A 12,792-nucleotide genomic window follows, 5' to 3' on the forward strand; every position below is an offset into this window, starting at 1 on the left:
TGGGCGGGGGCGGGCCGGGTGAGCATGCTGCCTGCATGGGGCGTGCCCTGGGGGGCGGCAGCGGGGTGGGGGCTGACGCTGGGCGGGGTGCTGAGGGGGCTGGTGAGGGGCCGCAAGGGGGCGGGCATGGCGGCGGCAGCGGGCGGGTGGCCGACGATGCGGGGCATGCGAATGAGCTCGGCCAGGGCGCGGAGGAGCTCGCGCCGTTTGGCGGGTTTGCTGAGCTTGATGAAGCGGGTGTAGCCGGGGGGGGCGAATTGGTCGCGCAGCTTCCAGAGGGTGAGGGGGAGCAGAAGGAGGATGCCGGTGCCCTGGGTGGCGGCGGCCTGCATGTAGGGGGCGGCGGTGGCGGGGGTGTGGTCGCTGGCGTCGAAGATGAAGACGGGGGTGTCGCCAAGTTCGCGGGCGAGGGCGGTGGCGGCGGGAAGGGTGGGCAGCGGGAGGGTGGCGGTGCCCCACTGCTGGAGGGTCTGCTGGAGGATCTGCTGGGTGGTGGTGTGGGGACTGTGGTAGGTGATGCGGCGGTCTTTGATGCTGTCGAGCCAGGTGTATTCTTCTTCGCGGCCGGCTTCGTCCTGGGCGACGCGGAGGGGGAGCTCGAAGAAGAAGTCGGAGCCGTGGTTTTCTTCGCTGATGACGCTGATTTCGCCACCCATGAGGCGGCAGAGCTTGCGGCAGATGGCGAGGCCGAGGCCGGTACCGCCGTATTTGCGGGTGGTGGAGGTATCGGCCTGGGTGAAGGCCTGGAAGAGGGAGCCGAGCTTGTCTGCGGGGATGCCGATGCCGGTATCGCGGACGGAGAAGTGGAGGTGGGGGAGATCGCCATGGGGGGTCTGGCGGCTGACCTGGCGGGCGAGGATGAGGATTTCGCCTTTTTCGGTGAATTTGATGGCGTTGCCGACGAGGTTGACGAGGACTTGTTTGATGCGCTGGAAGTCGCCCCGGAACATGCGGGGGAGGGCGGGATCCATGTGGAAGTTGATTTCGACCTGCTTTTCGGCGGCGCGGTAGGAGAAGACGTCGGCGACTTCGGCGAGGAGTTTTTCGAGGTCCACGGGGATGTCCTCGATCTCCATTTTGGCGGATTCGATTTTGGAGAAGTCAAGGATGTCGTTGATGAGGTGGAGGAGGGATTCGCCGCTGCTGCGGATCATGCGGACGAGTTCTTCCTGCTCGTGGTCGAGGCCCATCTCGATGAGGAGGGAGGTGGTGCCGATGATGCCGTTCATGGGGGTGCGGATCTCGTGGCTCATGTTGGCGAGGAAGTCGCCTTTGGCGGCGGTGGCGACTTCGGCCTGTTTGCGGGCGGCCTGGAATTCGCCGATGAGCTGCTGGCGGCGGGATTCTTCCTGCTGGAAGGCGGAGATGGCGGTGTTGAACTGGGCCTGGAGGGCATCGAGGTCATCCCGCCCGGTGGCGGGGAGGCGGTGGCTGAGGTTGCCCTCACTGAGGGCGTGGAAGCCGCCGTGGAGGGCGCGAGTTTTACGGGTGATGCTGCGACCGACGAGGTAGAAGCCGAGGATGGCGGGGATGAGGCCGAGGCAGGCGCCGACGAGGGGCACCATGAGGCGTGGGAGGGTGAGGAGGTGGCGGAAGTGGACGCGGGGCTGGCGGGCGATGATGACGCCGGAGATGCGGCCGTCTGCGGTGGTGAGGGGGGCACCGGCGAGGAGCCAGCCGGGGGCCTCGAAAATCTGGCGCGGGTGCGCGGGGGTGGAGTGGCCGATGACGATGGTGGAGCCGGCCATGACGCGGTAAATGACGTCCTGGAGCTGGGGGGTGGCGGGCTCGGTGGGCTGGAGGCGGAGGGGGGTCTCGTGAATGACGATGGCGGGGGCCGTATCCACAGGGGTGGTGGCGGCGGGGGTGGGCAGGGCCAGCTCCACCCGGAGGCCGAGATCCTGGATGAAGGGGGGGACATCCACGACCTGGAGCCGCATTTTAAGGTGGGTGATGGCCTCCTGCGGGAGGGTGGTGAGGCCGGTGAGGTTTTCTGCGCCGTGGCCCTGGGCGCGCAGCTCTGCCTGGGCGGCCTGGGCGATGGAGCCGAGGTAGGAGCGCTGCACCATGCGGAGGACCTGGAAATCCTGCCAGAGGAAGGCAAAGGCGGTGACGCAGACGGCGATGACGACGGCGAGGAGGCCGAGCGCCATGAAGCGCGCGGAGATGGAGAAGCGGAGCTTCATGCGCTTTCGTGATTGGCGCGGTCGCGCAGGAGGCCGCGGCGGACGGTGGCCACGAGGTGCTCGAGGGTGTAGGGCTTTTGCAGGACGTCGGTAAAGCCGATGGCCTGGCAGAGATCGCGCGCGTCTTCCTGGAAGTAGCCGCTACAGGCGATGACGGGGAGGTCGGGGTCGAGCTTTTGGAGCTCATCCATGACCTCAAAGCCGGAGAGACCGCCAGGCATGGTGAGATCCAGCACGACGCAGGAGAAGCGGTCGGGGGTGTCGAGGGATTCGGCGAAGAGCTGGAGGGCCTGGCTGCCGCATTCGCAGACTTCGACGTCCATGCTGTGGGCATTGAGGATGGCCTTGGCGACGGCGAGCATCTGGGGCTCGTCATCCACGACGAGGATGCGCCCATGGGAGCGATTGAGGGAGGCGGTGGAAGGAGTGTACATGGCGGGAGCGGGACTGGATGAGTGGATGAGGGGGAAAGGGGAAAAAAAAATCAGGCGGCGGTGTAGGCGAGGCACTTGATCTCATCGAGGCTGGTGTGGCCCGCGATGACCTGCATGAGGCCTTCCTGGTAGAGGGAGAAGAAGCCGTTTTTGAAGGCGCAGGCGCGGAGGGCGGACATGGGGGCAGCTTCCTCAATGAGGTCGCGCAGCTCGGAGCTGACTTCGCAGAGCTCCATGAGGGCGACGCGGCCGGAGTAGCCGGTGCCGTGGCATTCCTGGCAGCCGACGGGGCTGTAGATGGGCTGGGTGAGGGGCTGGGTGATGACGGCCTGTTTGGCCATGAGTTCCTGCACATCCGGCGGGACGGCCATGGGGCGCTTGCAGTAGCTGCAGAGGCGGCGGACGAGGCGCTGGGCCTGGGAGAGGGCGAGGGAGTCTGCGAGGAGGTATTTTTCCACGCCCATGCTCATGAGACGGGAGACGGCGCGGAGGCTGTCATTGGCGTGGAGGGTGGTGAGGACAAGGTGGCCGGTGAGGGCGGCATTGACGGCGGCATTGGCGGTCTCGGCATCGCGGGATTCCCCGATGAGGATGATGTCTGGGTCAGCACGGAGGAGGGAGCGGAGGCCATTGGCGAAGTCGAGCCCGACGGTGTGGTTCGTCTGGGTCTGGTTGATGCCCTCCACCTCGTATTCGATGGGGTCTTCGATGGTCTGGATGTTGACGCCGTCGTCATTGACGCTGTTGAGGAGGGCGTAGAGGGTGGTGGTCTTGCCGGAGCCGGTGGGGCCGGTGACGAGGACGAGGCCCTGGTCCCGCGTCATGGTGCGGTTGAGGATGTCGATCTGGCGCTGACCGAGATTGAAGTCGGAGAGGCGTTTGACGCCGTCCTGCTTGTCCAAAAAGCGCATGATGACTTTCTGGAATTCGCGGCGGGTGGGCACGGCGGCGACACGGACATCCAGCCGACGGCGGCCGATGCTGAGGCCAAAGCGGCCGTCCTGGCACTCCTGCCGGTTTTGGTTCATCCCGGCGTAGTTTTTCAGCAGGGCGACGAAGCGATTGAGGTGGATCTCCGGCGCGGTGAGGATGGTCTTCATGTTCCCGTCGATGCGGGCACGGAAGCGAGCGAGGTTGTAGAATTTTTCGAGGTGAAGATCTGAGGCGCGGCAGCGGATGGCGGTGAAGAGAGCCCACTGGACGAGCTCCTCCGCCGTGTGATTGGGGCTGGAGGGATTGATGCGGGCCATGTCCTCGGCCATGATGTCCACCACGCCTTCATTGCCGCTGACGGAGGCGGTGAGGGTGGACTTATCCATGCGGGCGATGCCGCTGGGATCGAAGGTGGCGCCAGCGCGGTTGATGGCATCGCGGATGGCGGCGGGATCTGCCAGGACGGGGATGATCTTGACGGCAGAGTTGCCCATGGAGAGCCACTCGTCCTCAAAGGCGTAACAGTCGGCATGCTCCGTGAGGAGGAAGACGGCGTTTTTACCGATGTAAAGGGGATAGACGGTGTGGCGCTCTAGCAGCGGGAGGGGGAAGAAGGTCTGGCGCTGGGCCTCGCTGGCGGCGAAGCAGAGGGTGCGGCCGCCGCTGACGAGGTGCTGGAGGGCGGGCCCGAGATTGCGCTGGACGGAGTTGAAGTGGGTGGGCTCCAGCGTGGAGTGCTTTTCCTTCTGGCTTTCGAAGAAGCCGCGCATCTTGGTGACCTCGGCGGGGTCATAAGGGTAGTGCTCCATGAGCCAGTCGAAGGTGCCTTCGAGGCCCAGTTCTGGGAAGCGCGGGGGCTGGACGTTTTCGAGGGCGTTTTGCTGGGCGATGGGGAGCTGGCCGAAACGCTGGACGAGGTCTTTGCGGGTCTTTTGATACTGATCTGCGCTGATGAGGACGCGGATGGTGAGGAAGCTGGGCACCCCCCAGTTATCCCCTGCCCTGGGATTGTGATGGGCCATGACGAGCAGGGGGCCGACCATGGTGACGGGCAGCCAGGGATCGGCCACGTAGGGGACGCGGCCCAGCCTGCGGACGATGCGCTCGGCCTCGGGGGAGCAGGACTCGCGCAGGAGGGTGATGGGGAGGAGATTGTACTGGAGGGCCATGCCCTCGATGGAGAGGATGGCGGCGGCTTTCGCGTCGATTGTCGCGGTAGGTAGATTACTCGCTTCCCCAAAGGATTGTGGAGTAAGGGTGGCCGGGGGAAGGAGATTCGCAGACATGAGCGAGAAAGGGGGGAATGGGCAGATCAGCGGCTGCCGTATTGGTAGTTGTCCGGGAAATCGAACGGCTGGGTGAAGTCCGCCGCCTCGAAGTCCATGCGCAGGCCGGTGCCGGGCTGGCCGGCGGGGATGAGCTCGAAAAGGCGACCATTCCAGCGGAAGCGGAAGTCGCCCTCATCGGAGGATTTGCCCGGATTGTACTCGGGCGGGAGGTAGGGGGCGCCGATGCGGGCGCGGGCAGGATCGGAATCGCGGAACTGGAGGTCGCGGAGGACGACGAGCTCGTCAGTGGTGCTGGCGTTGCTGGGGGGGAAGTACATTTCCCGGTTGGCGGTGGCCCAGATGTGGAGGGCGGAGTTCAGCATTTCCAGGCGGCTTTTGGCCAGGGCCTCTTTGCTGGCACCATAGCTGCCCTGGATCATGACGATGACCATGCCGGAGAGGATGCCGATGATGGAGATGACGACGACCAGCTCTGTCACAGAGAAACCTGCCCGGCGGCGCAGGGGGCGCAGCGTGGCAGGTGGGCAGAGATGGGGGCTGTTCCGGGGCCGGGTCATGGGAACACGGGGCTCAGTACTCGATCTTGACGTTGCCGGGGCCGAGGAGCTCGGCCTTTTTCATGCTGGTGAGGGCGTTGTCGAACTTGATGGTGTAATCCGCCGGCATGTAGAGGGTGAGGTTGTCCTCCGCGAAGCTGATGAAGTCTTTGAGCAGGAGGTAGCGGGCGGCGGGCGTGGTGCTGTTGCTCCAGAGGAGGGAGGCCTCGGTGCGGCCTTTGACCTGGATGAAGGTGGCCTGGGCGAGGTTCAGTGCCTCGGCACGGGTGATGGCCAGATTGCGCTCGCTCTCCCCGCGCATGCGGGTGATGGAGGGGATGGCCATGAAGGCGATGATGCCGATGATGGAGACGCAGGCCATCATTTCGACCAGGGAAAAACCGCGCTGGAGGCGATGCCAGGCGCGGTGGGCAGGATGAAAGAGGGACATAGGTTTTTTTGAGAAAAAAGGGTGGCCTCATTCATCCATGAGGATGACGCGGGGCTCCTCCCCGGCGGCCCAATCTGGCAGGGTGAGGTATTGGCGGGCACCTTCGAGGGCGGCGGAGGTGAGGCGGTCTGAGCCGAAGCTGTAGCCGTCGAAATGGGTGATGGTGGCCTCATCCAGGAAACCGGTACGGGCGAGGGTATCGCTGCCGGTGGCAGTGGGTTTGAGCTTTTCAAACCGGGCCTTGGTGGTGGCGAGGTTGTTGTAAATGCGGCGGATGGCCTCCATGGACTGGACCTGGGAGGTCTTGACACCGCCGGGGCTGGTGACGCGGGCCTGGGAGAGCACCCAGGCATTGAGGGCCTCTTGCACGGCGGCCTGCTGCTGGCGGGCCATGATGCGGTTGGCATCGCGGGCACCGTTGGAAATGGCCGTGACAGCCAGGGATGCCATGATTCCGATAATGGCGATGGTGAATACAGCCTCCACAAACGTGAAGCCTTTTCTGAGGTGACTTGAAGGGGTCATTTCTCTTAAAAAGTAGTAGGGACTGTCGAAACTAAAATCCGCCGGGGAGGTGAAATCCCCGGCGGATCTAAGGTGTGCCCGGTTTCGTCAACCCATGATCGGGAGATCAGGAGATGGCGTCCAGAACCTGGAGCCGGGCGGGTGCCATGAGGCGGGGATTAGCCGTCGTCTTTGGCGATGTATTTGACCTGCTTGTTGGTGTTGTCCCACTCGATGTAGGTCAGCACTGCATTTTCTTCTTCGTCGTCGATGTTACCAACGGTGAAGACCTTGTCCTTGAAAGGACCGGAAGGTGGGAAGACGTCATCGGTCTGGGCGTCGGCGAGGACTTCAGCCTTGGTGGACCAGTCTGGCACATAACCGGCGGCGATGGCGGCGTTCATCACGGAAGCGACGGACTGGGCGTTGCGCTGGGCGGTGGCGTCCTTGGCACTGGCGTTGATGCTGCCGATGTTAGGGATGGCGATGGCGGCGATGATGCCGATGATGGCGATCACGACGAGCATTTCCACGAGGGAAAAGCCAGCCTTCAGGGAGGAGTTCAGTTTAACTTTTTTCATAGTCGTTGTTGTTTCTGTTTGGGCTGTTGGATTTCGTTGTCTTCCCAACGGAAGCCGTGTGACGGGCTTCGTGCTCGGAATATGGTATTTATAACCTTATCCGTAATTTCGCGCAATATGAATTTTCATAATTTTCACAAAAAGCTGACAACTTTTTTATGCAGTTGGTCGCAAGCGTGCGTCGCGAGGCCTGCATTCATTCAATGTCGGTCTGGGGGAGGAGTCCAGCCCAGGACGAAATCCACGGGCCCTTCAGGCCCCTGGGCACTGAGGGGACTGCGAGCCTGCTTTCCGCTCAAGGTAGCCCGCTCAGTCCCTGAGCGGACAGCAACGCCGATAGCTAACCAACGTTGATTCAAAAAAAGCTCAGTACCAGCCCCGACCGATCTCACCTGGAAACGAGCCTCCGAGGGGACTGCGAGCCTGCTATCCGCCAAAGGTAGCCCGCTCAGTCCCTGAGCGGACAGCAACGCCGATAGCTAACCAACGTTGATTCAAAAAAGCGCTCAGTACCAGCCCCGACCGATCTCACCTGGAAACGAGCCTCCGGGGTGACTGCGAGCCTGCTATCCGCCAAAGGTAGCCCGCTCAGTCCCTGAGCGGGCTACTTTCGTGAGGGCTACCTGGTGCGGGCGACTTTTCTGTGGTGGGGGTCCCCTGCCCTTTGGCGGGTCATCCGAGGGCGGATGTTGGTCATTTCGATACTGAGGTCCTGCCTTGCATCGGGCGCGGGCCTGCCTTGACTCTGGGCCTTCTATGCAACCAACCATTCAGATTGCTCTTGTCGGTGCCGGGATGTTCGGCGGGGATGTCCACCTGCGGGCCTATGCGGACCTGCAACGCTTTGGCATTGCGGGGCAACTGGCGCGCGTGGGGCTGGACAAACATGCGCGGGATCTGGCCCCGGTGAAGTTTGACCTGGTGGCGGTGGCGACGCGGTCTGAGAAGTCGGCCCTGAAATCGGCAGCGGCTTTTAATGAATGGACGGGGCATGAGCCGAAGGCCTACTTTGGCGATGCGCCGTGGGATGATATTTTGCGGGATTTCCCAGACCTGGATGTGCTGGCGGTCGCGACGCCGGATCACCTGCACACGCAGCCCATTTTGGCCGCGCTGGCCAAGGGGGTGCATGTGCTGACGGAGAAGCCGATGTGCCTGAGCACGCATGAGTCCGATGACATCATCGCGGCGGCGAAGGCGAAGAACTGCATCGTGGCGGTGGACATGCACAAGCGGTATGACCCGGACCATCTGCGCATCCGCGATGACATCCAGAACCGCATCGGTGCGCCGCTGTATGGCACGGCGTATCTGGAGGAGCCGCTGGAGGTGAGCACGAGCACGTTCAAGTGGGTGGAGTCTTCCGATCCTTTTAGTTATGTCGGTCCCCATTGGACGGACCTGATCTGGAGCTACTACAAATCGAAGCCGGTGAGTCTGACGGCGGTGGGGCAGAAGAAGCGGCTGATCCGCGATGGCATCAATGCCTACGATGCGGTGCAGGTGCGGGTGGACTTTGAAAACGGGATGAGCATCAACTTCCACAACAACTGGGTGACGCCGGCGGACTTTGAAGGGCCGGTGAACCAGGGGCACGAGATCGTGGGCGCGGATGGCAAGGTGGAAAGCGACCAGCAGTACCGTGGCTTTCGCTGGTGGAACCAAGGCGGTGGCTCCCGCACGAGCAACAACCATTTCACCCGCGATGTGGCGCGCCCGGACGGGACGAAGGGCTACATCGGCTACGGGGTGGACAGCCTGACGGTGGGCCTGGTGGCGGTGTGCCGCGTGAAATTTGCCGGGGAGAGCCGGGATGCGGTGGCGGACCTATACCCGACGGCGGAGGAGGCGCGCATCACCTGTGCGCTGGTGGATGCGGCGGCACGGGTGCGCGACCTGAACTTTAAGTACCTGAACGAGGGCAAGGGCGCGACGGTGACGGCCCGCTTTGGCGCGGACGGCATCACAATCGTGGATGCGAACCGCATCGCGGAAGGACCTGAGGCGGTGTTTGAGAAGATCTATGACAAGGCGCTTTGAGGGGAGCTGAGGGTTGCTGGGTTGATGGTGATAGATGAGATGGGGCTTGTGGGTCTTGGGTGACTTGCAGGCCCTGTTTTTTGGGTTTGGGGGTGTGGGGCGGACGGGGATTCCTGGGATTTTTTAGACAGGATTGCAGGATTGGCAGGATTAACAGGAAGTGTGGTGAGGTGGTGGATGAATTTTCAACCACGGAAGATTCGGAAGGCACGGAAGGTGAGGATGACGGGGAGGGTCCCAAGGAGGGGGAAGGTAGAGGGCGTAGCTGCGCCCGCCAGGGCGTGGGGATGGGGAAGCTCGAGGGGGTAAGAGCTTTCGAGGCGGGCCACCCGCTGGCGCGGGCAGCTACGGGGGGTAGCTGCGCCCGCCAGGGCGTGGGGATGGGGAAGCTCGAGGGGGTGAGAGCTTTCGAGGCAGGCCACCCGCTGGCGCGGGCAGCTACGGGGGGTAGCTGCGCCCGCCAGGGCGTGGGGTTTGGGGGATCCCGAAGGAGTGAGAGCTTTCGAGGCGGGCCACCCGCTGGCGCGGGCAGCTACGGGGGGTAGCTGCGCCCGCCAGGGCGTGGGGTTTAGGGAGGGGCGTGGGGGTGAGAGCTTTCGAGGCTGGCCACCCGCTGGCGCGGGCAGCTACGGGGGGTAGCTGCGCCCGCCAGGGCGTGGGGATTGGGGAAGCCTCGAGGGGGTAAGAGCTTTCGAGGCGGGCCACCCGCTGGCGCGGGCAGCTACGGGGGGGTAGCTGCGCCCGCCAGGGCGTGGGGTTTGGGAGGGAAGCTCGGGGATGGGGGGCGCGGACGGAGGCTTCCAGCGTCCTTTCAGGACGCGACCTTAATTGACATCGTTTGTTAAATTGTGGTCCGGTGGTTCTCGGTGGCTGCGCCACCTTCACCACCGGCTACGTTCCTGGCTCCCTCCGGGAGCCAAGGCCGGGGGCGAGGCAATGAGATGGGCGACGGTTCAGGGGCCAGGACTGGGCAAGTCCCGCTCCTTGGGGAGGGGCGTGGAGAAGCTCGGGGATGTGCGCGCTAAGGGGAAATGGGGTGGGTTTTTGAAAGCGCCATGGGAGTGATGCGATTTCCTAAAGCATCCCATGAGCATCCGTAGTCGCGAATGTGGGGAATGCTGGAGCCTTCGGGCGGAAATTGGGAGCTTTCGGCTTCTCCTGGAACGGTTTTGGGCTTTTCTGGGGATGAGGCTTTTTTGGATACCTCCTGTTTTGGGAGTCCTTTGGGGATGGGTTAAAAATGGTCCAAAAGAGCATTTTGGATCATGGTTATGGTTCATTTTGCATCCATCGGGCATTTTGCCCACAGCAAGTGAGCATCTAAGAATGACAAATGATCAACCTTGGGATTTTTGGGGGCTTCCACCCATGTTGAAACCAACACTGACAACAACACTCCTGATTTTGGCAGGCCTGGCCCCGATCCAGGCGGCTGATCCCACCCCACCTGCGGCTGCGGCTTCTACTGAAACGGCGGAGGCTGAAAAAAAGGCCTCCGAAACGCTGCCTGAGGTGGTGGTGACGGCCACACGAACGGAGCAGGCGGCCATTGCTGCCCCGGCCCAGGTGCGGCAACTGAGTTCGGAACAACTGCAGGAACGCCAGGTGCGCTCCCTGCCGGAGGCCCTGGAGGAACTGCCGGGCGTGATGGTGCAGAAGACGGCGAATGCGCAGGGCTCCCCCTACATCCGTGGTTTCACGGGGTTCCGCAACCTGGCGCTGATCGACGGCATCCGCTTCAATAACTCGACCTTCCGCGACGGGCCTAACCAATATTGGAACACGATTGATTCCTATGCGATCGACCGCATTGAGCTGGTGCCGGGCCAGGGTTCGGTGCTGTATGGCAGCGATGCCATCGGTGGGACGCTGAACCTTTTCACGAAGGGTGCGGACTTCCGCAATGAGCAGGCGGGCTACTTTTTCCACGGTCTGACGGCGTATCGCGGATCCACAGCCGAGGAGAGCAACGTTGGCCGACAGGAGTTCCAGTTCGGTGAAGGGGGCCGCTGGGGCCTGCATCTGGGTGCGAGCTTGAAGTCCTTTGGCGATGTCCACGCAGCGGGCATCGGCGACCAGCCGGAGACGGACTATGATGAGTGGGCCTATGACATGCGCCTGGATGTGGCGCTGGATGCCAACTGGACACTGACGGCGGTGCACCAGCAACTGCGCCAGAACGATGCCTGGCGTACGCACCAGACGCGGAAAGGGATTTCCTGGCAGGGGACAACTGTCGGTAATGACACCAAAAGAGCCTATGATCAGGAGCGCACGCTTTCCTACGTGCGTCTGGAAGGTGAGAAGTTGGAGAATCTGGCAGGATTCATTGATGCCGCGAGCCTGACGGTGTCACTGCAAAGTGCGGATGAGTATGAGCATCGGGTGAGATACGATCAGCCTGCAAATCCCCCAAATCCCGCTCCGGCAGACCGGGTGGATTATTCACAGGTGGAGCTGCGCACGCTGGGCCTGGACCTGCAGTTGCAGAGCGATACGTCCATCGGGCGCTTCATCTACGGGGTGGACTACTACCGTGACTGGGTGAGCACCGGCAGCCAACGCTACCGTCGAAACGGCACGCTGCATTCCAAGGGTGTGCAGGGGCCTGTGGGCGATGATGCCACCTATGACCTTCTGGGTGCCTACCTGAACTATGAAGTGGACCTGGGCTCCCGCGTTCATCTTTTCCTGGGTGGGCGTGAGACCTATGCCCGTGCGGATATCGGCAGCTATCAGGACCCTTCCACCCCGCAGGCGGTGGACTCCTACAGCGATAGCTGGACGAACTTTTCGGCCAGTGGCCGCATCGTGGTGGATCTGGATACGCAGGACCGTTTCAAGGTCTTTGGCGGGATTTCCCAGGGCTTTCGTGCGCCGAACCTATCTGACCTTTCCCGTCTGGACACGGCCCGCAGCAATGAGCGCGAAGTGGGGGCCCCAGGACTGGACCCGGAAAAATACATCAACATGGAGATCGGCCTCAAGGCGGAGACCAAACACTTCAGCGGTAGCCTGAGCTACTTTTACACGGTCATTGATGACATGATCGTCCGCCGCCCTACAGGCGAGGGGACGGGCACGGGCGCCGATCCTTTCATCGTCACAAAAGCCAATGGGGGTGAGGGGCACATGCAGGGCGTGGAACTGGCCGGTGAAGTGCGCTTTGATGACAATTGGTCGGTCTTTGGCCACGTGACCTGGACGGAAGGTGAGGCGGATCAATTTCGCACCAGCGCCCCGACGCAGACCCGAGACTATCTCAGCCGTGTGGTGCCGTGGATGGGCCGCGCTGGGGTGCGCTGGCAGAGCACGGACCGCCGCTTCTGGGGCGAGTTCGTGAGCCTGTCCCACTCGCAGTATGACAACCTGAACGCGGGCGACAAGGCGGACACGCAGCGCACGCCGGAGGATGGCAACCCGAGCTTCAACATCCTGACGGTGCGCGGCGGCTGGCAGATCACCGAGAACATCGGGGTGACGCTGGCGCTGGAGAACCTGCTGGATGAGGAGTACCGCTACACGGGCTCTGGCAGCAATGAGCCGGGCTTTGGCCTGGTGGCTGGGGCGACGATCAAGTTCTAAGAGGCCTGATGGTCAGGCCGACCTAACGGAAGGTGTTGACCGTTTTTTGAGTCCCGTTGTCTGGGGGAGAGATCTCCTGGGCAACGGGATTTTTTGTGGCCGGATTTTCGACCACGGAAGATTCGGAAAACACGGAAGGTGGGGAGGACGGGGAGGAGCCAAGGAGCGGGACTTGGCAAGTCCCGTGGTTTGGGAGTTGGGGGCGAACGGGGATCGGTGAGAGGGGGCGAGCTTTTTTTTACAGGATTAACAA

9 protein-coding genes are annotated in these 12,792 nt (G+C 62.9%); 2 read left to right on the forward strand and 7 right to left on the reverse strand.

Annotation, left to right across the window (positions count from 1 at the left end; translation table 11 throughout):
- The 7 genes from ABEB25_RS23815 to ABEB25_RS23845 all read right to left on the reverse strand — a co-directional run.
- On the reverse strand, positions 1–2,186 hold a 2,186-nt coding region (locus tag ABEB25_RS23815; protein WP_345738965.1), incomplete at its 3' end, for an ATP-binding protein.
- On the reverse strand, positions 2,183–2,620 hold the full coding sequence (locus ABEB25_RS23820) for a response regulator (RefSeq protein WP_345738966.1): 438 nt from the start codon (positions 2,618–2,620) through the stop codon (positions 2,183–2,185). The genes ABEB25_RS23815 and ABEB25_RS23820, both read right to left, overlap by 4 nt.
- Positions 2,621–2,670: 50 nt before the next feature.
- A complete protein-coding gene (locus tag ABEB25_RS23825) occupies positions 2,671–4,839 on the reverse strand; it encodes a GspE/PulE family protein (RefSeq protein WP_345738967.1) in 2,169 nt (722 codons plus the stop codon).
- Between the two features lie 26 nt (positions 4,840–4,865).
- Positions 4,866–5,399: a type II secretion system protein gene (locus tag ABEB25_RS23830; RefSeq protein ID WP_345738968.1), complete on the reverse strand. Its 534-nt coding sequence runs from the start codon at positions 5,397–5,399 to the stop codon at positions 4,866–4,868.
- A gap of 13 nt (positions 5,400–5,412) precedes the next feature.
- Entirely contained in the window at positions 5,413–5,829 is a 417-nt protein-coding gene (locus ABEB25_RS23835) for a type II secretion system protein (RefSeq protein WP_345738969.1), read from the reverse strand.
- Between the two features lie 27 nt (positions 5,830–5,856).
- A complete protein-coding gene (locus ABEB25_RS23840; RefSeq protein WP_345738970.1) occupies positions 5,857–6,354 on the reverse strand; it encodes a type II secretion system protein in 498 nt (165 codons plus the stop codon).
- Positions 6,355–6,512: 158 nt separating this feature from the next.
- Entirely contained in the window at positions 6,513–6,914 is a 402-nt protein-coding gene (locus ABEB25_RS23845) for a prepilin-type N-terminal cleavage/methylation domain-containing protein (RefSeq protein WP_345738971.1), read from the reverse strand.
- Between the two features lie 756 nt (positions 6,915–7,670).
- Between ABEB25_RS23845 and ABEB25_RS23850 the strand changes: the two genes are divergently transcribed.
- Both ABEB25_RS23850 and ABEB25_RS23855 read left to right on the forward strand, forming a co-directional pair.
- Positions 7,671–8,954, forward strand: a complete 1,284-nt coding sequence (locus ABEB25_RS23850) for a Gfo/Idh/MocA family protein (RefSeq protein WP_345738972.1) — start codon at positions 7,671–7,673, stop codon at positions 8,952–8,954.
- Between the two features lie 1,368 nt (positions 8,955–10,322).
- The gene (locus tag ABEB25_RS23855) at positions 10,323–12,539 is read left to right on the forward strand and encodes a TonB-dependent receptor (protein WP_345738973.1); all 2,217 of its coding nucleotides are present in this window, start codon (positions 10,323–10,325) and stop codon (positions 12,537–12,539) included.
- The last annotated feature ends 253 nt before the right edge of the window (positions 12,540–12,792 follow it).

The sequence above is a fragment of the Prosthecobacter algae genome, from assembly GCF_039542385.1.
GTDB lineage: Bacteria > Verrucomicrobiota > Verrucomicrobiia > Verrucomicrobiales > Verrucomicrobiaceae > Prosthecobacter > Prosthecobacter algae.